Annotated in this window: 25 protein-coding genes; 15 read left to right on the top strand and 10 right to left on the bottom strand. The window is 73.4% G+C overall.

Annotated elements, in window-relative coordinates; all coding sequences use genetic code 11:
* Nucleotides 1-17: 17 nt before the first annotated feature.
* Together ACWD6N_RS24835 and ACWD6N_RS24830 are read left to right on the top strand one after the other, a co-directional pair.
* A complete protein-coding gene (locus ACWD6N_RS24835) occupies nucleotides 18-602 on the top strand; it encodes a DUF58 domain-containing protein (protein ID WP_450005188.1) in 585 nt (194 codons plus the stop codon).
* Nucleotides 599-1,549: a VWA domain-containing protein gene (locus ACWD6N_RS24830; protein WP_354967499.1), complete on the top strand. Its 951-nt coding sequence runs from the start codon at nucleotides 599-601 to the stop codon at nucleotides 1,547-1,549. The genes ACWD6N_RS24835 and ACWD6N_RS24830 overlap by 4 nt, the downstream gene beginning before the upstream one ends.
* Nucleotides 1,550-1,624: 75 nt before the next feature.
* Here ACWD6N_RS24830 and ACWD6N_RS24825 read toward each other — a convergent pair whose 3' ends face one another.
* The 5 genes from ACWD6N_RS24825 to ACWD6N_RS24805 all read right to left on the bottom strand — a co-directional run bounded on the left by ACWD6N_RS24825 (nucleotide 1,625) and on the right by ACWD6N_RS24805 (nucleotide 6,045).
* Complete coding sequence (locus tag ACWD6N_RS24825) at nucleotides 1,625-1,834, bottom strand: hypothetical protein (protein ID WP_450005187.1); 210 nt, start codon at nucleotides 1,832-1,834, stop codon at nucleotides 1,625-1,627.
* Between the two features lie 127 nt (nucleotides 1,835-1,961).
* Nucleotides 1,962-3,146, bottom strand: coding sequence for an acyltransferase family protein (locus tag ACWD6N_RS24820; protein WP_450005186.1), 1,185 nt, complete (start codon nucleotides 3,144-3,146; stop codon nucleotides 1,962-1,964).
* Complete coding sequence (locus ACWD6N_RS24815; protein ID WP_387328673.1) at nucleotides 3,143-4,048, bottom strand: alpha/beta hydrolase; 906 nt, start codon at nucleotides 4,046-4,048, stop codon at nucleotides 3,143-3,145. Before ACWD6N_RS24815 ends, ACWD6N_RS24820 begins: the two co-directional genes overlap by 4 nt.
* 99 nt (nucleotides 4,049-4,147) lie before the next feature.
* The gene (locus ACWD6N_RS24810) at nucleotides 4,148-4,810 is read right to left on the bottom strand and encodes a response regulator (protein WP_387328670.1); all 663 of its coding nucleotides are present in this window, start codon (nucleotides 4,808-4,810) and stop codon (nucleotides 4,148-4,150) included.
* Nucleotides 4,807-6,045, bottom strand: a complete 1,239-nt coding sequence (locus ACWD6N_RS24805) for a sensor histidine kinase (RefSeq protein WP_387328667.1) — start codon at nucleotides 6,043-6,045, stop codon at nucleotides 4,807-4,809. The genes ACWD6N_RS24810 and ACWD6N_RS24805 overlap by 4 nt, the downstream gene beginning before the upstream one ends.
* A 155-nt stretch (nucleotides 6,046-6,200) precedes the next feature.
* Here ACWD6N_RS24805 and fabG point away from each other — a divergent pair, with 155 nt between their 5' ends.
* The 4 genes from fabG to ACWD6N_RS24785 all read left to right on the top strand — a co-directional run bounded on the left by fabG (nucleotide 6,201) and on the right by ACWD6N_RS24785 (nucleotide 9,676).
* Nucleotides 6,201-6,905 (top strand): 3-oxoacyl-ACP reductase FabG, encoded by a 705-nt coding sequence (fabG, locus tag ACWD6N_RS24800; protein WP_354967504.1) that lies wholly within the window; start codon nucleotides 6,201-6,203, stop codon nucleotides 6,903-6,905.
* A gap of 35 nt (nucleotides 6,906-6,940) precedes the next feature.
* Complete coding sequence (fabI, locus tag ACWD6N_RS24795; protein ID WP_387328664.1) at nucleotides 6,941-7,708, top strand: enoyl-ACP reductase FabI; 768 nt, start codon at nucleotides 6,941-6,943, stop codon at nucleotides 7,706-7,708.
* Between the two features lie 123 nt (nucleotides 7,709-7,831).
* Nucleotides 7,832-8,860, top strand: coding sequence for a ferrochelatase (locus ACWD6N_RS24790; RefSeq protein WP_387328661.1), 1,029 nt, complete (start codon nucleotides 7,832-7,834; stop codon nucleotides 8,858-8,860).
* Between the two features lie 36 nt (nucleotides 8,861-8,896).
* Nucleotides 8,897-9,676, top strand: a complete 780-nt coding sequence (locus ACWD6N_RS24785; RefSeq protein ID WP_354967507.1) for an HAD-IIA family hydrolase — start codon at nucleotides 8,897-8,899, stop codon at nucleotides 9,674-9,676.
* 9 nt (nucleotides 9,677-9,685) lie between these two features.
* Here ACWD6N_RS24785 and ACWD6N_RS24780 read toward each other — a convergent pair whose 3' ends face one another.
* On the bottom strand, nucleotides 9,686-10,480 hold the full coding sequence (locus ACWD6N_RS24780; protein WP_354967508.1) for a hypothetical protein: 795 nt from the start codon (nucleotides 10,478-10,480) through the stop codon (nucleotides 9,686-9,688).
* A gap of 262 nt (nucleotides 10,481-10,742) precedes the next feature.
* Between ACWD6N_RS24780 and ACWD6N_RS24775 the strand changes: the two genes are divergently transcribed.
* On the top strand, nucleotides 10,743-11,555 hold the full coding sequence (locus ACWD6N_RS24775; RefSeq protein WP_387328656.1) for a DUF3097 domain-containing protein: 813 nt from the start codon (nucleotides 10,743-10,745) through the stop codon (nucleotides 11,553-11,555).
* Between the two features lie 44 nt (nucleotides 11,556-11,599).
* On the opposite strand, the gene ACWD6N_RS24770 is transcribed toward ACWD6N_RS24775, so the two are convergent.
* Nucleotides 11,600-12,913 carry a serine hydrolase domain-containing protein gene (locus tag ACWD6N_RS24770; RefSeq protein WP_387328653.1) on the bottom strand — a complete coding sequence of 438 codons (1,314 nt, stop codon included), beginning with the start codon at nucleotides 12,911-12,913 and terminating at the stop codon, nucleotides 11,600-11,602.
* 131 nt (nucleotides 12,914-13,044) lie between these two features.
* On the opposite strand from ACWD6N_RS24770, the gene ACWD6N_RS24765 reads away from it, so the two are divergent.
* The 4 genes from ACWD6N_RS24765 to ACWD6N_RS24750 all read left to right on the top strand — a co-directional run bounded on the left by ACWD6N_RS24765 (nucleotide 13,045) and on the right by ACWD6N_RS24750 (nucleotide 17,953).
* Nucleotides 13,045-13,518, top strand: coding sequence for an NfeD family protein (locus ACWD6N_RS24765; protein WP_354967511.1), 474 nt, complete (start codon nucleotides 13,045-13,047; stop codon nucleotides 13,516-13,518).
* A gap of 5 nt (nucleotides 13,519-13,523) precedes the next feature.
* Nucleotides 13,524-14,630 carry an SPFH domain-containing protein gene (locus tag ACWD6N_RS24760; protein ID WP_354967512.1) on the top strand — a complete coding sequence of 369 codons (1,107 nt, stop codon included), beginning with the start codon at nucleotides 13,524-13,526 and terminating at the stop codon, nucleotides 14,628-14,630.
* Between the two features lie 151 nt (nucleotides 14,631-14,781).
* On the top strand, nucleotides 14,782-15,543 hold the full coding sequence (locus tag ACWD6N_RS24755) for a hypothetical protein (RefSeq protein ID WP_354967513.1): 762 nt from the start codon (nucleotides 14,782-14,784) through the stop codon (nucleotides 15,541-15,543).
* 211 nt (nucleotides 15,544-15,754) lie between these two features.
* Entirely contained in the window at nucleotides 15,755-17,953 is a 2,199-nt protein-coding gene (locus tag ACWD6N_RS24750) for a transglycosylase domain-containing protein (RefSeq protein ID WP_387328650.1), read from the top strand.
* A 22-nt stretch (nucleotides 17,954-17,975) separates the two neighbouring features.
* Here ACWD6N_RS24750 and ACWD6N_RS24745 read toward each other — a convergent pair whose 3' ends face one another.
* Complete coding sequence (locus ACWD6N_RS24745; RefSeq protein ID WP_387328647.1) at nucleotides 17,976-18,332, bottom strand: hypothetical protein; 357 nt, start codon at nucleotides 18,330-18,332, stop codon at nucleotides 17,976-17,978.
* A gap of 194 nt (nucleotides 18,333-18,526) precedes the next feature.
* Here ACWD6N_RS24745 and ACWD6N_RS24740 point away from each other — a divergent pair, with 194 nt between their 5' ends.
* Together ACWD6N_RS24740 and ACWD6N_RS24735 are read left to right on the top strand one after the other, a co-directional pair.
* Nucleotides 18,527-19,327 (top strand): helix-turn-helix domain-containing protein, encoded by an 801-nt coding sequence (locus ACWD6N_RS24740; RefSeq protein ID WP_387328644.1) that lies wholly within the window; start codon nucleotides 18,527-18,529, stop codon nucleotides 19,325-19,327.
* Nucleotides 19,318-19,506, top strand: coding sequence for a DUF397 domain-containing protein (locus ACWD6N_RS24735; RefSeq protein WP_354967516.1), 189 nt, complete (start codon nucleotides 19,318-19,320; stop codon nucleotides 19,504-19,506). The genes ACWD6N_RS24740 and ACWD6N_RS24735 overlap by 10 nt, the downstream gene beginning before the upstream one ends.
* Before the next feature lie 16 nt (nucleotides 19,507-19,522).
* Here ACWD6N_RS24735 and ACWD6N_RS24730 read toward each other — a convergent pair whose 3' ends face one another.
* Nucleotides 19,523-21,331: a thiamine pyrophosphate-requiring protein gene (locus tag ACWD6N_RS24730; RefSeq protein WP_354967517.1), complete on the bottom strand. Its 1,809-nt coding sequence runs from the start codon at nucleotides 21,329-21,331 to the stop codon at nucleotides 19,523-19,525.
* Between the two features lie 79 nt (nucleotides 21,332-21,410).
* Between ACWD6N_RS24730 and ACWD6N_RS24725 the strand changes: the two genes are divergently transcribed.
* Complete coding sequence (locus ACWD6N_RS24725) at nucleotides 21,411-22,310, top strand: TrmH family RNA methyltransferase (RefSeq protein ID WP_387328704.1); 900 nt, start codon at nucleotides 21,411-21,413, stop codon at nucleotides 22,308-22,310.
* Between the two features lie 112 nt (nucleotides 22,311-22,422).
* On the top strand, nucleotides 22,423-24,192 hold the full coding sequence (locus ACWD6N_RS24720; RefSeq protein ID WP_449936047.1) for a PucR family transcriptional regulator: 1,770 nt from the start codon (nucleotides 22,423-22,425) through the stop codon (nucleotides 24,190-24,192).
* A 32-nt stretch (nucleotides 24,193-24,224) separates the two neighbouring features.
* On the opposite strand, the gene ACWD6N_RS24715 is transcribed toward ACWD6N_RS24720, so the two are convergent.
* On the bottom strand, nucleotides 24,225-25,574 hold the full coding sequence (locus tag ACWD6N_RS24715) for a hypothetical protein (protein WP_354967519.1): 1,350 nt from the start codon (nucleotides 25,572-25,574) through the stop codon (nucleotides 24,225-24,227).
* Nucleotides 25,575-25,629 lie beyond the last annotated feature (55 nt).

Genomic DNA, 25,629 nt, shown 5'->3' with positions numbered 1-25,629 from the left:
AGCGGTTCGACGGAACGATCGCAGTGGCTGGCGTCGACCTCGATGTCCCCGCCGACTCCTTCTACGGCCTGCTCGGCCCGAATGGCGCCGGCACCCGCCTGCCGGCCCGCTCCGGTCGCAAGGAGGCGCAGGGCCTGCTGCGCGCCGTCGCCAGCACCGCGATCCAGCCCGGCCGGGGTGACCTGGGCGCGCTGATCGAGATGCTCAACCGGCCGCCCCGACGGCGAGGGGTGGCGGTGGTGGTCTCGGACTTCCTCGCGCCAACCGAGCAGTGGACCCGGCCGATGCGCAAGCTGCGGGTCCGGCATGACGTGCTGGCGATCGAGGTGGTCGACCCGCGGGAGCTGGAGCTGCCCGACGTGGGTGTGCTGCCGGTGGTCGACCCCGAGAGCGGCGAGCTGCACGAGGTGCAGACCGCCGACCCGCGGCTTCGGCAGCGCTACGCCGAGGCTGCCGCCGCCCAGCGGGCCACGATCGCCGCCGCGCTGCGTAGCGCCGGCGCGGCCCACCTGCGACTGCGTACCGACCGAGACTGGCTGCTGGACATGGTGCGTTTCGTGGCCGCGCAGCGGCACGCCCGCACCCGGGGGACGACACGATGATCCGTTTCATGCAACCGTGGTGGCTGCTGGCCGTGCTGCCGGTGCTCGCCCTCGCCGCGTTCTACCTGTGGCGGCAGTTGCACCGCCGGGCGTACGCGATGCGCTTCACCAACGTGGATCTGCTGCGCACCGTGGCGCCGAAGGGGCTGGGCTGGCGCCGCCACGTTTCGGCGACCGCGTTCCTGCTCTGTCTGCTGGTGCTGGCCACCGCGCTGGCCCGTCCCGCGGTGGACACCAAGGAGCCGCTGGAGCGGGCCACCGTGATGCTCGCCATCGACGTGTCGCTGTCCATGCAGGCCGACGACGTGGCGCCGAACCGCCTGGAGGCGGCCCAGGAGGCGGCGAAGCAGTTCGTCGGCGAGTTGCCGAAGAGCTACAACCTGGGGCTGGTGTCGTTCGCCAAGGCGGCCAACGTGCTGGTGCCACCGGGCAAGGACCGGGCGGCGGTGACCAGTGCGATCGACGGGCTGGTGCTGGCCGAGGCGACCGCGACCGGCGAGGCCGTGTTCACCTGCCTGGAGGCGATCCGCTCGGTGCCGGCCGACGGGGCAGCGGGTATTCCACCGGCCCGGATCGTGCTGCTCTCCGACGGGTTCCGCACGTCCGGCCGGTCGGTGGAGGAGGCGGCGGCGGCCGCGCAGGCGGCCAACGTGCCGGTCTCCACCATCGCCTTCGGCACCGACACCGGCCAGGTCGACATCGGCGGCCAGCTCCAGCGGGTGCCGGTCGACCGGCTGGCCCTGGCCGAGCTGGCCGAGACCACCGAGGGCTACTTCTACGAGGCGGCCTCGGTGAGCGAGCTGAAGCAGGTCTACCAGGACATGGGCAGTTCGATCGGGTTCCGCACCGAGCCGCGCGAGGTGACCCAGTGGTACGCCGGGGTGGCGTTGCTGCTGGCGCTCTGCGCGGGTGCGCTCAGCCTGCTCTGGTCGTCCCGGATGCTGTGAGGCCGGCGGTGCCCGGGCTGGTCCCGGGCGCCGCCACCACTGCCCGGGTGACGAGATCGGGCGCGAGCGTTGGGGTCAGTGCCCGCCGCCGGCGAGCACGAAGACGATGGCCACCCAGACGGCGGCGAGGGTGAAGCCCAGCGGGGCGACGTAGCGGCTCATGGACGGCTCCGGTGGCGGCTGGACGGTCCGCGTGCGGGGGCGGACCGCAGGGGGTGGGGACGCGCACACGAAGTCGTGACCGGGCGGCTCCCGGCGACCGTCCGGATTCGGACGGCGCGGCACGCGCACCTCGGCGTGGGCCGGGTGGCGGGGGAGCGGAGCGGGGTCAGCTCACCAGACTGAGTCGTGGCTCAGCGGGGCTGACCATCGGCCCGGCCACGACTGGGAGGATCGCTATCTCGCACAGCGATCACCTCCTGAAGTCGGGCGGGCCGGAACGTCGATCATCGTACACCCGCGCTGTCGACGGGACGCACTCGGCCGACCGGCCGGCCGCCCCTCCACCGCCCGGCCGTCGCCACCCCGTCAGCCGGGCCGGCCGGCGGCCCGCCCGTGTCAGCGTGACCAGCACCGCGGCGAACAGCGGCAGCCAGCAGCACCGGGCGAGCACCCAGCCCGGGCCGTCCGGCGCGGTGTGCAGCCCCGGCAGGGCCACCCCACCGCGGGCGACGAGCGCGGTCACCGCGACCAGCACCGGCTGGTGCCACAGGTAGATCCGCACCGCGTTCCGGTTCACCTCGGTCACCGCCCGGCCCGGCAGCGGGCGGGCCAGCAGCCGTTCCAGCGCCGGCCGGGCGAGCAGCCCCACCCCGACCTGGGTGACTGCCAGCGCCACCGCCAGCAGCGACGGCGGGTTCAGGTTCGACACCCCCTCCCCGGGCACCCCGACCGCGCTGGCCGGATAGCCCAGCGCCAGCAGCGCGGCCAGCGCGGCGGCACCGCCGCCGGCAAGCGCGCCCGCCACCCGCCGGTCGGCCAGCCGACCGTCGGCGTGCGCCAGGCCGAGCAGGTACGGCACCGCCCAGGCCGCCACCACGGTGACCGGCGGCAGGTCGGTGCCGGCCGGTAGCAGGCGGCCCGCCAGGTCGGCCGCCGCCACCACGGCCACCGCCGGTGCGACGCAGCGGATCACCTCCCACCTCGCGACGGCGGCACGCAGCGGGCCGGTCGACGCGACGAGGAGCAGCAGCGGTAGCAGGAACCACAGTGGACTGACGGCGAGCCGCAGCGCGACGGCGAGCGTGTCGTCCGGGATGCCGGCGACGGTGGCGGCGAGCAGCATGGCGGCTCCCGCACCCAGCAGCGCCAGCGCGGGCAGCGCCAGCCGGCGCAGCCGGCGCGCCAGCCAGCCGCCCGGCCCGTCCCGGTGGCGTGCCAGCGACCGGGCCGAGCCGAATCCGGCGGTGAAGAAGAACAACCCGAGGGTCTGCAACACCCACGTCACCGGGGCCAGGCCAGGCAGCGCGGTCAGCGGGCTGGCCTGGTGCAGCCCGCCGCCGGCGGTCAGCACCAGGCCGGTGACCAGCCAGTGCCCGAGCACCACCCCGCCGATGGCGTACGCCCGCAGCGCGTCGACCGCGCGGTCGCGGCTCACCGGGCGTTCCCGGCCCGGTCGGCGTCGGCGCCGCCCAGCACGACCGCCGCCACCGCGACCAGCGTGGCGCTGCCCGGCACCAGGTAGCCGTCGTGCCCGGCGACCCCAGCCACCGGCAACGGCCGGGCGCCGAACGCCGGGTCGCCGGGTCGCCGGCCGTACCCGAGACCGGGCAGCCGCACCGACGGCACCCGCCGGATCCAGTCGGTGGGCGCCTCGGCGGCCCAGAATCGCCGCCCGCCGCGCAGCTCGTTCGCGTGCTGCACCCCGGCGCCGATCCCGCCGAGGCTGACCACGTCAGCGACCTGCGGCGGGGCGTCCGCCGCGGCCAGCGACACCACCAGCGCCCCGTAGCTGTGCCCGACCAGGGTGATGGTCGCGGCGGGGCGGCGCCCGGCCAACTCTCGCAGCAGGGCGGCCAGGCCGTCCGCGCCCCGCCGGGCGCTCGTGCCCGCGGCGGCGGCCAGCACCCCGTCGGGTGGGTCGTAGCCGAGCCAGGCCAGCACCGCGACCCGCGCCGCCGGGTCGGCCGCCCGCAGCTCCCGGTACAGCTGCCCGGCCTGCGCCGCCGGCGCCCGACGCGCCACCCCGCCCAGTCCACGGTCGAAGTCGGCCAGCGTGCTGCCGACACCGGGCACCAGCACCGCGATCCGGTCCGCGTCGGCCAGGTCGCCGAGCACCTCGACGGCACGACCGTCGCCGCGCGGGTCGAACGTCAGGAACCGGCGCCCGCCGGCCGCCCAGTCCGCGTACGGCGGGCCGGCCGCGCGCATCGCCGCCGCCGTCACCGGGTACGCCTCGACGAACCCGGCCGCCGCGACGGGCTCGGGTCGGGTCGGCAGAACCAGGTTCACGCCGAGCAGCGCGGCCAGCGCCAGTCGGCCGGCACCTCGTGGTCGCATCATGGTCTCCCTCCGGAATGTCATCCGGAGGGAGAGTGCGTGGGCGGGCAGCGCTCGCGCGTCGTCCCGGGGAGCCGTTCCCGGGCTGGCTCCGCAGAGCTACTCGCCGGCGGCGACCAGACCCGTCTCGTACGCCAGCACCACGGCCTGGGCGCGGTCGCGCAGCCCCAGCTTGGCCAGGATCCGCCCGACGTGCGTCTTGACCGTCTGCTCGGCCACCACCAGGTCGCCGGCGATCTCCGCGTTGTTGCGGCCCCGGGCGATCAACCGCAGCACCTCGGTCTCCCGCGGAGTGAGTCCGGCCAGGTCGGTGGGGCGCGGCCGGTGGCGGTCCGGGCGGGCCGCGAACTCGGCGATCAGCCGGCGGGTGACCGCCGGGGCGAGCAGCGCGTCCCCGGCCGCCACCACCCGCACCGCGTGCACCAGGTCGGCCGCCGGGGCGTCCTTGAGCAGGAAGCCGCTGGCCCCGGCGCGCAGTGCCTCGTACACGTAGTCGTCCAGGTCGAAGGTGGTGAGGATGAGCACCCGGGGGCGCTGCGCCGACCGGTCGCCGAGCAGCTTGCGGGTGGCGGCCAGCCCGTCCAGCACGGGCATCCGCACGTCCATCAGCACCACGTCCGGGTCGAGCCGGCGGGCGGCGGCGACGGCCTGCGCGCCGTCGGCGGCGTCACCGACCACCAGCAGGTCCGGCTGGGCGGCGAGGAGCGCGCCGAAGCCCTGCCGGACCATTGCCTGGTCGTCCGCGATCAGCACCTTGATCATCGGTCCCCGCTCTCCGCGTCGTACGGCAGCTCGACCGCCACCTCGTAACCCCCACCGGGCAGCGGCCCGGCGGTGAACGTACCGCCCAGCGAGGTGGCCCGCTCCCGCATGCCGGTCAGCCCGTGCCCGGCGCCGGCCTCGGCGGTCGGCCGGACGTCCACGTCGTCGGGCGGCGCGTTCTGCACGCGTACCGCCAGGGTGGACCGGCCGGCGCGGACGGTGACCCGCACCGCGGCGCCGGCCGCGTGCCGGGCCGCGTTGGCCAGGCCTTCCTGCACGATGCGGTACGCGGCCAGCCCGACCGGCGCGGGCACCCGCCCGTCGTCCGCCGGCTCGGCGTCCAAAGTCACCGGCAGCCCGGCCCGGCGTGCCGCGTCCACCATCGCGTCCAGGTCGGTCAGGTCGGGCTGCGGCGCGGTCTGCGGGCCGGTCGACTCGCTGCGCAGCACCCCCAGCAGCCGCCGCATGTCGGTCAGCGCGTCACGGGCCGAGCCGGCGATGGCGGCGAACTCCGCGGCCACCGGCGCCGGCACGGCGGTCAGCCGGTACGGCGCGGTCTCCGCCTGCACCGCGATCAGCGACATGTGGTGGGCCACCACGTCGTGCAACTCCCGGGCGATGCGGGTGCGTTCCTCCAGCACCGCGCGGCGCTCCTGCTCCCGTTCGCTCAGCTCGGTCTGCTCGGCCAGCGCGCGCCGGGACATCCGGTTGCGCCGGATCAGGTCTCCGACGATCGCCAGCGCGCCGAGCAGCGCCAGGACGGCGGCCCGGTTCTCGGCGCGGACCAGGGTGAACACCGGAACCGTGGTGATCGCCACCACCCAGACCAGCACCGGCCGGTCGACCCGCGCGACGACCACCGCGACCACCGCGATCGACCCGAGCGCCAGCGGCGGGGTCCACGGGCCGGGCGCGTCGGCCGGCGCGTTGAACGTGCACACCAGCAGGGCCAGCACGGTCAGCCGCCAGGCCAGCAGCGGACGCCGGGGCAGCGCCAGCAGCGGCGCCACGGTCATCGCCGCGAACAGCACCGCGATCGGCGCCGGCAGGCCCCAGTCGTTCTCCAGGGCCAGCGTGATCCAGAAGAGGCCGAGCGCGGCGAGCAGCCCGACCGGGGCGGCGTAACGGGCCAGCCCGGGCCAGCGGGCCAGCAGCGGCCGGCCGGGCAAGGCGTCCGCGCCCAGCAGGGTGTGCCGCAGGGCGCGCAGGGCCCCGACGATCGGTTGCCGGTTCACCACCGGGAGGCTACGGGGCCGACCCTTCGCGGGGCGTGCCACCAGGGGTTGACTCCGGTGTCGTACCCCAGTGTGACGCGACTCCCGTTAGCGCTTACCTACCGGTAACGCCTAGGCTCCGACGCGTCCGTGCTGACCATTCGCAAGGGGGAATCGTGGCCCGTACCGTGCTGGTGACCGGGGGAAACCGGGGAATCGGCCTGGCCATCGCGCAGGCCTTCGCCAAGCAGGGCGACCGGGTGGCGGTGACCCACCGCAGCGGCGACGCCCCCGAGGGGCTGTTCGGGGTGCGAGCCGACGTCACCGACGCCGACTCGATCGACGCGGCGTTCACCGCCGTGGAGGCCGAGCTGGGGCCGGTCGAGGTGCTGGTCTGCAACGCCGGTATCACCGACGACACGCTGCTGCTGCGGATGTCCGAGGAGCAGTTCACCGGCGTGCTGGACACCAACCTCACCGGCGCGTTCCGGTGCGCCAAGCGGGCCTCCGGGAAGATGCTCCGGGCCAGGTGGGGTCGCATGATCTTCGTCTCGTCGGTGGTCGCGCTCTCCGGCGGCGCAGGTCAGGTCAACTACGCCGCCAGCAAGGCCGGCCTGGTCGGCGTGGCCCGCTCGATCACCCGAGAGCTGGGCAGCCGCAACATCACCGCGAACGTGGTGGCGCCCGGCTTCATCGACACGGACATGACCGCCGGCCTGTCCGACGACCGCAAGGCGGAGATCCGCAAGTCCATCCCGGCTGGCCGGATGGCCCACCCGGACGAGGTCGCCGCGGTGGTCACCTGGCTGGCCGGCGACCCCGCCGGGTACGTCTCCGGTGCCGTGATCCCGGTCGACGGTGGCCTGGGCATGGGCCACTGACCAGCGCTTTCTGACTACGTACGGAGGAACCCTGCATGTCCGGACTGCTCGCCGGTAAGCGGCTGCTGGTCACCGGTGTCATCACCGACGCCTCGATCGCCTTCTCGGTGGCGAAGCTCGCCCAGGAGAACGGCGCGCAGGTCGTGCTGACCGGCTTCGGACGGCTCTCCCTGGTCGAGCGGATCGCCAAGCGACTGCCCGAGCCGGCGCCGGTGATCGAGGTGGACGTGACCAACACGGAGCACCTGGCCAGCCTCGCCGACCGCGTCCGCGAGCACGTCGACGGGCTCGACGGCGTCGTGCACTCCATCGGCTTCGCCCCGCAGAGCTGCCTGGGCGGCGGCTTCCTCGACGCCCCCTGGGAGGACGTGGCGACCGCGCTGCACGTCTCCACCTACTCGTACAAGTCGCTCGCCATGGCGGCGCTGCCGCTGATGTCCGCAGGCGGCGCGGTGGTCGGCCTGACCTTCGACGCGACGAAGGCGTGGCCGGTCTATGACTGGATGGGCGTGGCCAAGGCCGGCCTGGAGTCCGCGTCCCGCTACCTGGCGATGCACCTGGGCAAGCAGGGCATCCGCAGCAACCTGGTCGCCGCCGGGCCGCTGCGCACCATCGCCGCCAAGTCGATCCCCGGCTTCGACCAGTTCGAGGACGCCTGGACCGAGCGGGCTCCGCTCGGCTGGAGCCTCACCGACCAGGAGCCCGCGGCCCGGGCCTGCCTGGCGCTGCTGTCCGACTGGTTCCCGGCCACCACCGGCGAGATCGTGCACGTCGACGGCGGCTACCACGCCATCGGCGCCTGAGGTGCAAGGAAGGGTCCCTTGTTAACGCCTGCGGTAGAGCAGGGGACCCTTCTTAACACCGTGGACCACTCCGGAGCAGGGGGCGTCGCCGGGTCGTCCCGGCCGACCGGCAAGAATGGACCCATGGCGTACGACGCGGTGGTGCTGGTGTCCTTCGGTGGGCCGGAGCGGCCCGAGGACGTGATGCCGTTCCTGCAGAACGTGACCCGGGGCCGGGGCGTGCCGCCCGAGCGGCTGGCCGAGGTCGCCGAGCACTACCAGCATTTCGGCGGGGTGTCCCCGATCAACCAGCAGTGCCGTGACCTGCTGGCCGCCGTCCGCGCCGACTTCGCCGCACACAATCTCGACCTGCCCGTCTACTGGGGCAACCGCAACTGGGACCCGCTTCTCGCGGACACCGTGACCCAGATGCGCGACGACGGCGTCACCCGGGCGCTGGCCTTCGTCACCAGCGCGTACGGCGGCTACTCGTCCTGCCGGCAGTACCAGGAGGACATCGCCGCCGCCCGGGCCGCGGTCGGCCCGGACGCCCCGGTGATCGAGAAGCTGCGCCAGTTCTGGGACCATCCCGGCTTCGTCGAGCCGCACGTCGACGCGGTCCGTGCCGCCCTGGGGCAGCTCGACCCGGCGAAGCGGGACGGCACCCGGCTGGTCTTCACCGCTCACTCCGTCCCCACCTCGATGGCGGCCAACGCCGGCCCGCACGGCGGCCGGTACGAGGCGCAGCTGCACGAGACCGCCCGGCTGGTGGCCGCGGCCGCCGCTCCCGACCTGCCGTACGACCTGGTGTGGCAGAGCCGCTCCGGGCCGCCGCAGGTGCCGTGGCTGGAGCCGGACATCAACGGCCACCTGGCGACCCTCGCGCAGGGCGGCACCACCGGCGTGGTGGTCAGCCCGATCGGGTTCGTCTCGGACCACCTGGAGGTGGTGTGGGACCTGGACACCGAGGCGCTGGAGACGGCCAAGCAGCTCGGCCTGGACTTCGTCCGGGCCGGTACCCCGGGCACCGACCCGCGCTTCGTGGCCATGGTGCGGGAGCTGGTCACCGAGCGGACCGACCCGGACGGTGCGCAGCTGCGCCGCCGCCTGGGCGAGCTGCCGATGTGGGACACCTGCCCCACCGTGTGTTGCGTGCCGACCCGCCGCCCCTGACCGTCCACCCGCCCACCGACACCCCGGGGATGACCGATGCATGACCGCAAGCCCGTCGAGAGCTGGCTGACCGACATGGACGGCGTGCTCGTGCACGAGGGCCAGCCGGTGCCCGGCGCGCCGGAGTTCATCAACCGGCTGCGCTCGTCCGGCAAGCCGTTCCTGGTGCTGACCAACAACTCGATCTACACCCCGCGCGACCTGACCGCCCGGCTGAGCCGGATGGGGCTGGACGTGCCGGAGGAGTCGATCTGGTCCTCCGCGCTGGCCACCGGCCAGTTCCTCGCCGACCAGCGGCCGGGCGGCACCGCGTACGTGATCGGGGAGGCGGGGCTGACCACGGCGCTGCACGCGGTCGGTTACGTGCTCAGCGACTTCGCCCCGGATTACGTGGTGCTCGGTGAGACCCGCACCTACAGCTTCGAGGCGATCACCAAGGCGGTCCGGTTGATCAACGACGGGGCTCGGTTCATCTGCACCAACCCCGATGTCACCGGTCCGTCGGTGGAGGGCGCGCTGCCCGCCGCCGGCTCGGTCGCCGCCATGATCTCCAAGGCGACCGGGGTGGAGCCGTACTTCGTCGGCAAGCCGAACCCGATGATGATGCGCTCGGCGCTGAACACCATCAACGCGCACTCCGAGAGCACCGCGATGATCGGCGACCGGATGGACACCGACATCCTGTGCGGGCTGGAGGCCGGGCTGGAGACCATCCTGGTGCTCACCGGGATCAGCAGCCGCACCGAGGCGGAGCGTTACCCGTACCGCCCGTCCCGGATCATCAACTCGGTGGCGGACCTGCTCGACGAGGTCTGACCAACCTCGTCAGGGGCGCAGTGGGGCGTTGCAGGCGGCCACCAGCGCCTGTCGGCAGGCCGTGGTGAGCGGGCGGAGCGCGGCGTCGCGCTGCTGCGCCTCGTAGTTGTTGATCGCGCCACCGGGCGCGGCGTGCCCGGCCAGCGCGAGCACCCGGTCGAGCACCGCGGCGCGGGCGAAGAGTCGGCGGGCCCGGGGGTCGAAGCCGGGCGGCAGGTCGGTGGCGCCATCCGGGCGGCGCAGCGCGGCCAGCGCCCCGGCCAGCTCGGGCCGCCACTGGGCGACGTCCAGGCGGGTCAGCGCGGCGGTCGTCTCGGCGAGCGCGGCAGCCAGTTCGGCCTCGGCCTCGGCGGCGCCGGGCAGCGACAGCGACGCGGCGGGCGCGTTGGCCGGCAGCGGGTAGACCCGCCAGAGCACCGTCTCGAAACAGTCCCCCGAGCCGGAGGTGTGCAGCCGGACCTGCGGGATCAACCCGAGCCCACCGGCCACCACCGCCTCGCCCGCGTCCAGCGCCGCGCCAGCGAAGTCGCCGGGGCCGGGCAGCCCCCGGGGGTCGCCCGGCGCGGGCAGCACCAGACGGATCTCGTCCGGGGAGAGCTTGGCCAGGGTGGGCAGCGCGGCGCCCAGCGGGACGTCGGTCCAGGTGCCGGGGGCGTCCGCCACGAGGTGCTCCTCGTCGCCGGCGATGGCGTCGGCGACCTCGTCGTACGGCACCAACCCGGCGCGCCACGCGCGCACCCAGGCGACGAACCGGCTCGACCGGCGCGGCGTGAGTGTGGCCGCGCCCGCTGTGGGGGTGGACATGCCGAAAGGGTACGTGGTCAGCGGTGGCCCTGTCTCGACTGCCGCTCCGGCCGCCCTGCCTGCCCCGAACTGCCCCCTTCGCCCCACTCCCGGCCCACCCACTGCTCAGGTCGATCATGGAGCCGTGGTGGGCGGTCCCTACTGATTCGTGCCGTTTCGCGGGGCACCACAACTCCATGATCGATGCAGCCGAGGGTGGGGGTGCAGGGCTCGGCGGTGTGTCGGGATGGTGGCCGGGGGTGGCGGGGTTAGCGTGATCGACATGGCGGGGCGATACGGCGAGGACGTGTTGGCGGGCGACTGGCGGCGGCGGAAGGTCACCCCCGAGGTGGACGCCGAGCCGGATCTCGTGGTGGAGGACGCCGACTCCGGGTTCTGCGGGGCGGTGGTGGGCTTCGAGGCCGGCGCGGTGGTGCTGGAGGACCGGCACGGCCGGCGGCGCAACTTCCCCCTGCTACCGGCGGCGTTCCTGCTCGACGGCAGCCCGGTCACGCTGCGCCGTCCGGCCCGCGCTTCGGTGCCGGCGGCCCGCCGGCGCACCGCGTCCGGCTCGGTGGCGGTGGACAACGTCCGCGCCCAGGTGGCCAGGGCCAGCCGGATCTGGGTGGAGGGCATCCACGACGCGGCGCTGGTCGAGCGGATCTGGGGCGACGACCTGCGGATCGAGGGCGTGGTCGTGGAACCGCTGGACGGCATCGACGCCCTGGACGCCGAGGTGCGCGACTTCGCCTCCGGCCCGACCCGCCGACTCGGCGTACTCGTCGACCACCTGGTGCCGGGCAGCAAGGAGAGCCGGATCGTGGCCCGGGTGACCTCGCCGTACGTGCTGGTGACCGGGCATCCGTACGTGGACGTCTGGCAGGCGGTCAAGCCCGCGGCGCTGGGCATCGCGGCGTGGCCGGTGGTACCGCCGGGGCGGCCGTGGAAGGAGGGGGTCTGCGCGGCCCTCGGGGTGGCCGAGCCGGCCGACATGTGGCGGCGCATCCTGTCCCGGGTGAACACCTTCGCCGACGTGGAGACCCCCCTGATCAACGCCATGGAACGCCTCATCGACTTCGTCGCCGACCCAGCCTGACCGATCCGCGCCGCATCGCGCCCACCCTGAACACCAGGCGTGGGTCAGGGCTCCTGGTCGGGGGTGCGGGTGTGGACGAAGGTGGCGATGTCCAGGGCGACCGCCCGGCCCTGCTCGTCCCGGCACACGGTGAGGATCTCGCCGTCCTGCCCGCCCGCGCGGCCTCGCCAGCGGTCCGGTCCCTCCGCGACGAAGCGCAGGTCCGGCGCGCCGACCGGGCCCGCCAGCAGCTCGCCGGCGGCGTCCACGGTCACCTCGATCTCGCTGCCCATCCACCACCAGCGGCCGGTCAGCTCGGCGAGCTCGGCGGGCGGTGCGGCTGCGGCTGGCCGCCACGGGGTGACCGGCGTCGGGTCGGCGTCCAGCACCAGCGTGAGCAGCTGCCGGCCGAGTGCCCCGAGGTGCCCGGTGCGCAGGCCGTACGAGTTGGCGAAGCCGACCACGGCGGTGCGGGTGGGCCGGTGGACGGCCAGCGAGGCGATGTAGCCGGGCATCGAACCGCCGTGCCCGACGTACACCCGGTCGCCCTCCCGGAAGAGTTCCAGCCCGAGGCCGTGCCCGTGGTTCCAGGACTCCAGGTCGCTGATCACCACGGGGAAGCACATCTCGGTCAGCGTGTCGGCGGCCAGCACCTTCGGGTCCGGGTCGGCCAGGAACGCCGCCCACCGGCCCAGGTCCTCGATCGTCGACCAGAGCTGCCCGGCCGGGGCCATCGCTCCGGTGTCGGTACGGGGCTCCTCGCGCAGCGTGTCGTGCCACGGGTGGACGACGTAGCCACGGGCGAACGGTTCGGTGGCCGCGTACGTGGTGCGGCGCATCCCCAGAGGGGCGAGGACCCGCTCGCTGAGCAGGTCCGCCCAGGACGTACCGGTGAGCCGTTCGAGCACCCCGCCGAGCAGCCCGTACGCCAGGTTGGAGTAGTGGTATGTGGCGTGCGGCGGGTACGCGATCTTGTCGGCGGTCAGCCCGGCGAGCAGGGTGGTCAGATCGGCGCCCGCGGTCCGCTCCCACCAGTCGCCCTCGGGTTCACGCTGGATGCCGCTGGCGTGCCCGAGCAGCTGGCGCAGGGTGAGCGTGCCGACGCCGGTGCCCGGCAGGTGCCGCTCCAGCGGGTCGTCCACGGCCAGCCGGCCGGCGTCGCGCAACTGCATGATCAGGGTGGCGGTCATCGTCTTGCTGATCGAGCCCAACCGGTACTGCAGGTCGATGTCCGGGCGGGGATGCTCGCCGGCGACGGCCAGGTGCGCCAGCGTGCCGTCGCGGACCACGCCCAGCACCAGCGACGGGGCCCGGCCGTCGGCCTGCGCCTGGGCCACCTGGGCGTCGACCTGTCGGGCGGTCTCGGGCAGCAGGGTCAACGGGAACTCCTCGTTCGTCGGCTCGGCCGGATCGCCATTTCTGGGGTGTTTCGGCGGGCCAGGTGGGTTCCGCCGAGCCTACTGATCATCACGGGTCGGCCGCGCGTGCATTTGCGTGTCACGATCGTGGTGTGGACGCCGTGGTGTGGATCGTGTTGGGTGTGCTGCTGGTTGTCGCCGAGGTCTTCACGACGACGCTTTTTCTGATCATGTTCGGGGTCGGCGCGTTCGCCGCCGCGGGCGCGGCCGCTCTGGGCGCGCCGGTGGCGGTGCAGGCATTGGTGTTCGCGGTGGTGTCGGCGCTGAGTCTGGTGGTGGTCCGCCCGGTCATCCGGCGGCACCAGCGCTCGGCACTGGACAGCGGCGAGCAGGCCTTCGGCGTGGAGGCGATCGAGGGCTCCATGGCGTCGGTGCTGGAGCGGGTGGACGCCGAGCGCGGCCTCGTCAAGATTGACGGGGAGCTGTGGAGCGCCCGGTCGTACGACACGACGCAGACGTACGAGCCTGGTGAACGGGTGCGAGTGATAAAGGTCCGGGGCGCGACCGCCCTGGTCTGGCAGGACGACGTTTCTTCCGCCGGCGAGCTGCCGGAAGCGAGAGGGTGAACGGGATGACGGCCATAGGCGTACTGCTGATCGCAGTGGCGTTGATCGCTGTGGTGACGCTGGCAAAGGCGGTGCGGATCGTGCCGCAGCAGCGCCAGGACGTGGTGGAACGGCTCGGAAAGTACAAGCGCACGCTCAGCCCCGGCCTCAACCTGCTGGTGCCGTTCATCGACGCGGTACGCACCAAGGTCGACATGCGGGAGCAGGTCGTCAGCTTCCCGCCGCAGCCGGTGATCACCTCGGACAACCTGGTGGTCTCGATCGACACGGTCCTCTACTTCAAGGTGGTCGACTCGGTTCGGGCGACGTACGAGATCTCCAGCTTCCTGCAGGCCATCGAGCAGCTCACCGTCACCACGCTGCGTAACGTGATCGGCTCGCTGGACCTGGAGCGCGCGCTGACCAGCCGCGACGAGATCAACCGGCACCTCTCGGGCGTGCTGGACGAGACCACCGGCCGCTGGGGCATCAAGGTGACCCGGGTGGAGATCAAGGCGATCGAGCCGCCGGCCAGCATCCGCGACTCCATGGAGAAGCAGATGCGCGCCGAGCGGGACCGTCGCGCGGCGATCCTCACCGCCGAGGGGCACAAGCAGTCGCAGATCCTCACCGCCGAGGGTGAGAAGCAGTCCGCGGTGCTGCGGGCCGACGGTGACCGGCAGGCGCGGATCCTGCAGGCCGAGGGTCAGGCGAAGGCGATCCGGACGGTCTTCGACGCGATCCACCAGGCGAACCCGAGCCAGAAGGTGCTCGCCTACCAGTACCTGCAGGCCCTGCCGCAGATCGCCCAGGGCAGCGCCAACAAGGTCTGGATCATCCCGGCCGAGCTGACCAAGGCACTGGAGGGGATGGGTGGCGCGCTCGGCGGGCTGAGCCAGATGGTGGGGGACCTACCCGCGCCGGAGGCGGCCGACCACGCGAGCCAGGTCGAGCGCGAGGCCGCGCAGGCCGCGCAGGCCGCGGCGGACGCCGCCCAGCAGATCCACGACGAGGTACGCGTCGCCGAGGCGCAGGCCACCGGTGGCAGCAAGCAGCAGGGGCTGCCCGCGCCGGAGCCGGTCTCGCCGGCCAGTCTGGTCAACGACCCGACCGACCAGCGCGAGCGCGAGTGATCGAGTTGGCCGGCCGTCCGGCCGGATAAATGCGAGAAAGACTCATGGGGCGCTCCGACGCCTGCCACGATCGGTCCTAGGACGGGTGGTGACCAGGCAATCGGGGCGCCCCGGCGCGTCCCGCACCGCTCGTGGACGAGCGAGGTGACGCATGAAGGATCCGGCGAATCGGATGTGGTCCTCGGAGCCGGTGCCCGGCGCGCACGACCCGGCCGGCCCGCTGGGCTCCCGGGCCAGCGGTGGCGGGTTCGGCGTACTGCCCTTCGTCGGCGAGCCGACCCCGGCCGGGCCGGCAACGAACGCCAGTTGGGCCTGGTCGGTGCGCCGGTTCGCGCGGGCGGCGGTGTGGCTGCTGCCCGCGTACGCCATCCTCTACGGCGCGGTGGCGATGGCCAGCGACGGCGGGGTGGGCAACGACCCGTATCCGGCCGACGGCCAGGCGGCGTACCTCATCGGCTGGGTGGCCGCGGTCTGGCTCGGCCTGCTCGCGCTGCTGGCCCTCACCGGGCTGCTGGCCGCGACCCGCAGCCGCCGGGTGGCCACCGCCGGGCTGCTGGTCAGCATCGCCGGCACCGTGCTGATGCTGCCCTTCGCCGGGCTCGCCGAGCAGACACCGGTCTTCGGCGTCACCGCGCGTTCGCTGGTCCTGGTCGGCGCCACCTTCTACAGCGTGGGCTGGGTCCTCACCGGGTGGGCGGTGGCCCGTTCGGGCACGTTCAGCCTCGGCGACGGGGTCATGCTGATCATCGCCGCGCCGTTGCTCGGCCTGGGCGGCGCCCTGATCGGCTCGTTGCAGACGTTCGGCGCGATCTTCGTGCTGATCGCCGGCATCGGCATCGGCTACCGCTCCGGCCGCCTGATGCCCCGCGAAACGGCCCGCGACGCCGCCAGCGCCAGCCTCTCCACCCCCTGACACACCCCGCTTTAACCACCCACCCCACCCGGTGATCAAGAGGTTTGCGTCAAAAAGGGCCTCCTGGTTGACGCAAACCTCTTGATCACCGGTGCCAGGGGAGCGCGCGGGGTGGGGGTGGTGGGAGTTGGCTGGTGGGGGGCCGTGAAGTTGCTGACAATCCGGGGTTGAGGGTGGTCGGTTGGCGGCTTTCGTGGCAATCCTGGGGAGCATGGCCGCCTCTCGCTCGCCGCTGTCGCGGCTGTTCACCGTGCTGCTCGCCGGCTTGCTGGCCGGGCTCGCCCTGGCAGTCGCCGCGTTGCCGGGCAACCTGCTGCTCGGGTTCGCCACCCGCTCCGCGATCGGGACGTACGCCGCGTTGCCCGACGCGCTGCGCACCCCGGCCACCCCGCAGCGCTCCTACCTCTACGCCAATGACGGCAAGACGCTGATCACGACGTTCTACGACGTGAACCGCACCGATGTGCCGCTGTCGGAGATCGCCCCGGTGATGCGGCAGGCGATCGTGGCGGCTGAGGACCGGAGGTTCTACGAGCACGGCGGCGCCGACCTGCGGGGCCTGGCCCGCGCGCTGGTGGCGAACGTCAAGGGTGGCGGCACCGAGCAGGGCGGCTCGACCCTGACCATGCAGTACGTCCGTAACGTGCTCAAGACCGACCCCACCCGCACCGCCGAGGAGCGCGCCGCCGCCACCGATCCCACCATCGGCCGCAAGATCCAGGAGATCCGGTACGCGGGCGCGCTGGAGCGGAGCCTCGGCAAGGACGAGATCCTCAACCGGTACCTGAACATCGCCTACTTCGGCTCCGGCGCGTACGGGATCGCGGCGGCCAGCCAGAAGTACTTCGGCAAGCCGCCGGCGAAGTTGACCCTCGCCGAGTCGGCGCTGCTCGCCGGTCTGGTGCAGTCCCCGGACGCGTACAGCCCGATCGGCGGGGACAAGGACGAGGCGCTGGCCCGCCGGTCGTACGTGCTGGACTCGATGGCCGAAACCGGGGCGATCACCGCAGCGCAGGCCGCGCAGGCCAAGGCCGAGCCGCTGACCCTGCACCCCACCCAGCAGCCCAACGGCTGCACCTCCGTGGCCCAGGGCCACGACGACTGGGGCTACTTCTGCGACTACCTGCGTCGCTGGTGGGTGACCCAGCCGGCGTTCGGGGCCACCGTGCCGGAGCGCGAGCAGGCTCTGCGCGCGGGCGGCTACACCGTGGTCACGTCGCTGGACCCGCAGGTCCAGGCCACCGCGCAGCAGCAGGCCACCAAGGTCTACGGGTACGACAACAAGCGCGCCCTGCCGATCGCGGCCGTGCAGCCGGGCACCGGTCAGGTGCTGGCGATGGCGGTCAACCGGCACTACAGCCTCGCCGACAACCCGAACGGGCAGGCCAACTACCCGAACACCGTCAACCCGCTGATCTCCGGCGGTGCCAGCGTCGACGGGTACCAGGCCGGTTCGACGTTCAAGCTGTTCACCATGCTCGCGGCGCTGGAGTCGGGCCGTACCCTCTCCACCGGCTTCGACGCGCCCGCCAAGCTACCCACCCGGTACGCCGCCGAGGGCCCCGGGAGCTGTGACGGCCATTGGTGCCCGGCCAACGCCAACCCGGACTGGATGGACGGGTACCGGATGATGTGGGACGGCTTCGGCCGCTCGGTGAACACCTACTTCGTCTGGCTGGCCGAGCAGGTCGGCCAGGACAAGGTGGTGGAGATGGCGCAGCGGCTCGGCATCACCTTCCGCGCTGGCCCGGACGCCGACTTCGCCAAGAACGATGCCGCCAACTGGGGTTCGTTCACCCTGGGCGTGGCCGCCACCACCCCGCTGGACCTGGCCAACGCGTACGCCACGGTGGCCGCCGAGGGCACCTACTGCACGCCGGTGCCGGTGGTCTCGGTGACCGCCGCGAACGGCGACAAGGTGCCGGTCGGGCAGCCGTCCTGCAAGCGCGTGCTCGACGCCGACGTGGCCCGTGCCGCGACCGACGCCGCCCGCTGCCCGGTCGGGCAGCAGTCGCCGTACGGGCAGTGCAACGGCGGTACGGCCACCGGCGTGAACGACATCCTCGACGGCCGCCCGGTGGCCGGCAAGACCGGCAGCTCGGAGCAGAACGCCACCGAGACGTTCGTCGGTTTCACCCCGCAGGTCGCGGTCGCCGGCATCGCCGCCAACCCGGACGACACGACCGACTCGGTGGGTTCCGCGGTGCAGGCCAAGGTGATCGACGCGGTCGCCCGGGTCATCGCCACCGCCGTCAAGGGCCAGCCGGAGAAGGCGTTCGTCGCGCCGAGCCGCGAGCTGGCCGGCGAACCCCGCCGCCCGGTCGAGCGGGCTCCCGTCGTCCCCGACCGCAGGTCCGACCAGGACGACCCGCGGTCGTTGCTCCAACGCTGGCTCGACCGTCGCGGCTGACCGCACCCCCGGCGGGGGTCGGTCAGCGGAAGCGCGGGTCGGCCCAGTCGACGAAGCGGGCGAAGAGCGCGTGCGGACGCGGCGTGTCGTAGGGGTTGAGCGTGTACAGGTCACGGGTGGCGTGAGCGAAGACGCCCGTCAGCAGGATGTAGAGCGGTACCCGGTCCGCCTCGTGCCGGGCCCGCAGCAGCAGCCGGGCCACCGCGCACGGCCACGGGTCACCGCACCCGGCGCACACCCAGAGCGGCTTCAACGGCCGGTGCGGCTCCAGCCACGCCGGTAGCTCACCCACCGCCGTCGGCCGGCACCGATCCGGGGGTACGCGGGCCGCCGCGTCGCGTGTGCCAGCGCCGTCGTTCAGGTCTGCTCCGTTCACCATGTCTCCTTCTGCCCAGGGGGAGCGGCGCCGGGGCGTACCGGGGGAATGGCCGCCGACCCGGCGCCGCGTGCTTCACAGTCTGCTGACCAGGCCACTACGCTCGGAAGCTTCCGCAGTGGGGCGGGGAGCATCGGACCGGCACCCGAGAGTGCCCGGGAACCGGCCCGGCCCGCCGTAGAGGAGGTGGAGAGCCGGTGAGCGTGTCCGCGTCGGAGTTCCTGGTTCGCGAGCTGCGCCGGCAGCGCACCCTGGCCGGGCTCACCCAGGACGAGCTGGGCGAGCGGGCGCACTTCTCCGGCAAGCAGGTCAGCGCGGTCGAGTTGGGCACCCGCCCGCCTCGCGAGGACTATCTCGCCGCCGTCGACCGGGCACTGGACACCGGCGGGCTCTTCGTGCGGCTCTGGGCCGATCTGGTGAAGGACGACGCCGCCGCGCCGGTCTGGCTGCGCGAATGGATCGAGTTCGAACGCGAAGCCGTCCTGCTCCGCTGGTACGAGCCGCTGTATGTCCCGGGGCTCCTGCAGACGCAGGACTACGCGAGGGCCACATTGGCCGGCGGGCGGTTCACCGTCGAGGAAATCGATCGGGCCGTCGCCTCGCGCCTCGACCGGCAGGCGATCTTGACGCGGGAGAAGCCAACGCAACTCGTGGCCGTGGTCGACGAGGCGGTGATCCGTCGGCCGGTCGACCGACCTGGGTTGATGGCCGCCCAACTTGCCAGACTCGTGGAGCTGGCGGAACTGGACCACGTGCAGTTGCAGGTCGTGCCAGCCGAGACGGGAATGTATCTGGGCATGGCTGGCCAGTTCATCATCGCCGAGCTGCCGGACGGCGATCGGGTCGCGCACGCCGACAATCAGCTCACCGCGCAGATCGTGGAGCAGGCCGCGGACGTTGCTAGGCTGTCGGGCACCTGGGAGATCGTGCGGAACGAGGCACTCTCCCGGCGACAGTCACTCGACTTGATCAAGGAAGTGGCGAAGACATGGACCTGACGGGTGCCCACTGGCGCAAGTCGAGCCGGTCCGGCGGCAATGGCGGCTCCTGCGTGGAGGTAGCGGACAACCTGCCGGGGGTGGTGCTGGTCCGGGACACGAAGGACCGCTCGGGCGGCACCCTCGCGTTCGCGCCGACCGCCTGGCGGGCCTTCGTCGGCTTCGCCCGCCAACGCTGACCTCGCCGGCCGGCGGTCAGCCCTGCCGGCGACGTGGGCGGTAGCTCGCGATGGTGGCGGGCAGGCCGCGGCGGATGATCCCGGCCCAGTCGGTGTCCCCGCGCAGCACCGCGGCTGCGGTCTTGCGCGCCTGCTCGGCGGTGAAGTGCGGTGGCAGCATCAGCTCGGCCGGGTCGACCAGCGCGTTGATCACCACGGGACGGTCGGCCGCGAGGGCTCGCTCCCAGACGCCGGGCACATCGTCGGGGGAGTCGACCAGCTCGCCGTGCAACCCGAGCACCTGTGCCCACTGGTGGTAGCCGATGTCCGGCAGCTGCTGGCTGTCCGGGAACATCGGCGTCCCCTCACTTGAGCGCTGCTCCCAACTGACGAACGCCAGGTCCCGGTTGTTGAGCACCAGCACCACGAACCGCGGGTCGGCCCAGCTCCGCCAGTACTTGGCCACGGTGATCAGCTCGTTGACCCCGTTCATCTGCATCGCCCCGTCGCCGATGAGCGCGACGAGGGGTCGGTCCGGGTGGGCGAACTTGGCGCTCAGCGCGTACGGCATGGCGCCGCCCATGGACAGCAGCGTGCCGGAGAGGCTGGCCAGCATCCCGGGGCGGACCTGCACGTGTCGGGCGTACCAGGCGGTGGCGGTGCCGCAGTCCACGGCGAGCATGGCGTTGTCAGGTAGCCGCTCGCTGAGCGTGCTGAACAGCAGCTGCGGGTTGACCGGGTCGGCGTCCTGCTCGGCCAGGTCGCGCTGCACCCGGCGCCACGCCGAGGTGGCCTCGGTGATCTCCGTCCGCCATTCGGTCGGCCCGGGACCGGGGCCCAGCTCGCGCAGCAGCGCCCGCAGGGTGGGGGCGGCGTCGCCGGTCAGGTTGACCTCGGTCGGATACCGCAGCCCGAGCTGGGTGCCGTCCAGGTCGATCTGCACCCCGCGGGCCTGCCCGGGTGGCGGATAGAACTCCGAGTACGGCATGTTGCTGCCCACGATCAGCAGGCGGTCGCAGCGACTCATCATCTGCCAGCTCGGCCGGGTGCCGAGAAGCCCGATCGCGCCGGTCACCCACGGCTCCCGGTGGTCGACGGCGGTGAAACCGAGCAGCGCGGTGGCCACCCCGGCGCCGAGCCGCTGGGCGATCTCGCGGACCTCGTCCTTTGCGCCGAGGGCGCCCTGCCCCACCAGCATCGCCACCCGTTCCCCGCCGCGCAGCACCTCGGCCGCCCGGCGCAGGTCCGCCTCGGGCGGCACGGTCGGCGTGCTGCTCGGCACGTTGCTGGTCTGGTAGTAGCCGTGCGCGTGCGGCGGGTCCGGGACGGCCGGCTTGTCCTGGAGGTCCGCGGGAAGCACCAGGGCGGTGACCGTACGCCGGGCCAGCGCCGTGCGGCACGCCCGGTCGACGAGGTGACGGACCTGCGCCGGGTGGTCGAGTTGGGCCAGGAACGCCGCGGCCACGTCCTTGTAGAGGGCGAGCAGGTCGACCTCCTGGTAGTAGCCGCCACCCTCGGCGGTGACCACGGTGTGCCCGACCAGGGCGATCACCGGCTGGTGGTCGAGCTTGGCGTCGTACAGGCCGTTGAGCAGGTGGATGGCTCCCGGACCGCTGGTCACCAACGCGCAGCCCAGCGGCCCGCCGCCGTACTTGACGTGCGCCGACGCGGCGAAGCCGGCGGTCTCCTCGTGCCGCACCTGGACGAACTGGGCCCGCTCGTTGGTGCGTTGCAGGGCGGAGGTGAGGCCGTTGATGCCGTCGCCGGGATAGCCGAAGTAGCGGTGCACTCCCCAGCTGAAGAGGCGGGCGACGATGTGGTCCGCGACGGTCGGCTGCTTGGGCATGGTGCCTGCTTCGCCCGGCGCGGTGTGATCTGGGCTCACCTGGCTGGTCCTTCCCGTCGGGTCCGGTACGTCGCACGCCATTCCCCTTCCTTTACGGACAAAACACCCTCAATGCCGTGGGCTCGACCGGCTTCGGAGTGCCCGGCCGGGCGTCCGGCAGAATCGTCGGGTGCCCGTCCACCAGATCACCGACCCCGACGACGACCGGATCGCCGACTACCGCGCGCTCACCGACGTCGAGCTGCGCACCCGTTGGGAGCCACCGCACGGCCTGTTCATCGCCGAGGGGGAGCTGGTGCTGCGCCGGGCGCTGCGCGCCGGCTACCCCGCCCGGTCGTACCTGATCGACGCCAAGCGCACCGACCAGCTCGCCGACCTGGACACCGGCGACGCGCCGGTCTACGCGGCGACGCAGGACGTGCTGGAGCGGGCCACCGGTTTCCACGTACACCGGGGGGTGCTGGCGTCGTTCCACCGCCGGCCGCTGCCGACAGCGGCCGAGGTGCTCGCCACCGCGCGCCGGGTGGTGATCCTGGAGGACGTCAACAACCACACCAACCTCGGCGCGATCTTCAGGGCGGTGGCCGCCCTCGGGGTGGACGCGGTGCTGCTCTCGCCGAGTTGCGCCGACCCGCTCTACCGGCGCAGCGTCCGGGTCAGCATGGGGGAGGTCTTCGCCGTCCCGTACGCGAAGCTGGATCCGTGGCCGGACGCGCTCGCCGAGGTCCGGGCGGCCGGTTTCACCGTGCTGGCCATGACCCCGGCGCCGGACGCGGTGCCGATCCAGCGCCTCGACGCCACCCAGCGGGCCCGCTCGGCGCTGCTGCTCGGCGCCGAGGGCGCCGGCCTGACCCGGGCCGCCATGGACGCCGCCGACGTCCGGGTGGTCATCCCGATGCGCCGTGGCGTCGACTCACTCAACGTGGCCGCCGCCACCGCCGTGGCCTGCTGGGAGTTGAGCCGCGACGACCCGTGGTGAGGGCGCGGACGCCCTTGTCAGCCGATTGGACGCGGAGCAGATCCGACCGGTGACCCGGCCCGTCGGCGGCGGCATGTCGAGTTCCGGTGTCACGGACGGTAGCGTGGCGGCCGTGTTCCCTACCGTCCGTGAGGTCCTCGCCCTCGACCCGGTCCGCCACGGCGCGCCGCGCGTGGTGGCCGGGGACGCCGGGCTGGACCGGCCGGTCCGTTGGGTGCACGTCGCCGAGGTGCCGGACATCGCCACCCTGCTCGGCGGCGGCGAACTCGTGCTCACCACCGGCATCGGGCTGCCCGGTGACGACGCGGGGCTGCGCGCGTTCATCGGCGACCTGGCCGACGTCGGCGTCTCCGGGCTCGTCGTCGAGCTGGGCCGCCGGTACGTCAGCGGGGTGCCCCGGGTGATGGCCGCCGCCGCCGAACGGCGCGGCCTGCCCCTGGTGGAGCTGCGCCGGGCCACCCCGTTCGTACGGATCACCGAGGCCGTGCACGCGCTGATCGTCGACGCGCAGCTCACCGAGCTGCGCGCCACCGAGGAGATCCACCAGCGGTTCACCGACCTGTCGGTCGAGGGCGCGGACGCCGCCGAGGTGATCCGGCAGGCCGCCGAGCTGTCCGGTTGCCCGGTGGTGTTGGAGAACCTGTCCCGGCAGGTGCTGGGGTACGACCCGGCGGGCGAGAGCGCCGAGCTGCTGCTGGACGGCTGGGAGCAGCACTCCCGGCGGATCCGGCCGGCCGGGCGGACCGCGTACGACCCCGACAGCGGCTGGCTGGTGACGGTCGTCGGCGCCCGGGGGCAGGACTGGGGACGGCTGCTGCTGCGCTGGCCGGCCGGCGGGGAGCTGCCCAGCCGCCGAGGCGCCGACCCGGTGGAGCCCGACGCACGCCCCGGCAGCGGGCCGCCGACCCGGCTCACCATCCTGATCGAGCGGGCCGCGTCCACCCTCGCGCTGGGCCGGCTGATCCGCCGCGACGCCGAGGGGCTGGAACGGCAGATCCACCGCACCCTGCTGACCGCGTTGCTCGACCACTCCCGGCCGGTGGATGAGGTGGCATTGCGGGCGAAGGCGCTCGGCGTGGTGCTCGAACGCCGGCACCTGGTCGGCGTGATGGTCCGCCACCGGGCCGACGACCCGGCCGGCGAGGGTGGCCCGGAAGCCGGCCCCGCCCGGCTGCGGGACCTGTCCGAGGCGGTCGGCCAGGCGTTGCGGGAGGCGAAGCTGACCGCGCTGACCAGCGCCGTCGACGACCACTCGGTGGGCGCGCTGCTGGCCCTGCCGGACCCGGCCGCCGAGGACCGCGCGCTGTCCGCGTTCGCCGCCGCGCTGCGCCGGGTACGCCTCGACGCCGGCACGGTCCGGACCGCGTCCGGCGCGGACGCGTCCCGGATGGTGTCCGCCGCCGACCCGTCCCGGGCTGCCGGCGGTGCTCCCGGCGGGGTGATCGTGGCCGCCGGGTCCGGGGTGGGCAACCTGCGGGAAGCCCGACGGTCACTGGTCGAGGCGCGCCAGATCGCCGAGGCGGCCCGCCGGGACCGGCGTGACCTGCCGATCTTCCGGCTGCCGCACGTCGGGCTGGCCGGCCTGCTGCACCTGCTGCGCGACGAGCCCCGGTTGCAGACGTTCGTGGAGCGCGAGCTCGGGGCACTGCTGGAGTACGACGCCCGGCACCCCCGGGAGCGGCTGCTCGACACCCTGCGCGCGTACCTGGAGCAGGGGCGCAACAAGTCCGCCGGCGCCGCCGCCGCCCACCTGTCCCGGCCGGCCTTCTACGAGCGCCTGGCCCGCATCGCCCGGATTCTCGACGTCGACCTCGACTCCGTCGAAGCCTCCCTCTCCCTACACGTCGCCCTACTGGCCCTGGACGCCGTCCGCACCCCCTGACCCACCCGGCCCCGCCCCGGGCCCGGGGCGGGTCAGGTGAGGGCTGTCAGGGCCTTGGCGTAGGTGGGGGGGATGTGGTTGGGGCCGCCGGGGGTGAAGACGTCCGAGGTGGCCACCGCGGACCAGGCGGTGGCTGGGACGGCGTCGACCAGGGCGCGGATCACCGGAGCGTCGCGCCACTGGTCCTGCTCGGCGAGCAGGCCCAAAGCCACCACCGACTCCTCGACCTCGCCCACGCACTCGAACGGCTTGTGCCCGTCCACGCCCAGCAGTTCCCGGTAGCCGGGGATCTGCTCGGGGTCGGCGAGCAGGTCGCCGCCGAAGATGTGGGTGACCCGCTCCCGCGGCATGAACGGCGCCATGGCCAGGAAGACGAACCGGCACTTCGGGCAGTTGCGGCACCAGCGTTCGCTCGCGTCGCGCAGCTTGAACGCCTGGTTGCAGCTGGTCACCACGTCGTCGTACCGGGTGAATTCGGCGAACAGTCGGGCGATGTGCAGCTCGGACAGCGAGCGCAGCAGCGAGAAGTACGGCTCGGTCAGGCCGGCGTGCTCGGCCAGCGCCGCGCGCAGCAGCCCTTCGGCCTCGACGCCCTTGGACCACTGGTGATTGATCTCGTGACCGTTCCAGACCAGGTTCGGGTCGGACGCCGAGCGCTCGTTGGACATCACCACCGGGCCCAGCCCGTGCAGCACCGCGGTCGCCACGGCGATCAGCGAGTTGATCGCGGTGACCGGGATGTGGCCGTTCAGCGCGCCGGCCGCGTTCAGGTCGAACAGCACCGGGTCGATCCGCCGCCGGGCGGCCAGCGGGGTCAGCCCGGACGCCTCGTTGACCGAGACGATCACGTGGTTCGGGTTGACCGAGAACGGCACCGGGTCCAGTTCGGCTCGGCGCAGCGCCTCCAGGCTGACGATGGAGTCCTTGCCGCCGCCGACCGCGGAGAGGGGACGACGGTCGGAGTCGTCGTACACGCGCGGCGACTCCGGCGAACCGGCTGGCACCTCCGGCCGCAGCTCCAGCACGTGCGGCAGCTGGTTGCGGTACGCGTACTCCGCCAGGCCCCTGGTGTAGACGGCGGTGACGTAGTCGACGGTGGCCGCGCCCAGCGGCGCCGGCAGCACCAGCCGGGGCGGCGCGGCGGCCTTGTAGTAACTGACCCCGGCGACCAGGTGCAGCACCTCCAGCACCCGGCCGAGGGTGGCCACCGTCTCGTCCGACGGCGGCTCCGCCGGCAGCGGAAGGGTGATGACCTCGGTGAACCGCTGCTCGCCGGCCGGGCCGGTCAGGGCGTAGTCGAACAACACCTCGCCGGTGGCGAAGTCGATCGAGTAGGACGGGAAGGTGAAGGCGTCCATCCGCCGGAGCTGCTCGTTGGGCACACGCCATACTAGGCCCTGGTTCGTCCGGCCGTGTCCGGCTGCGCCGGACCGAGCC

This window comes from Micromonospora sp. NPDC005163, assembly GCF_053599835.1.
Note: the sequence above shows the minus strand (reverse complement) of the source record. Positions and strands in the feature narration are given on the sequence as shown.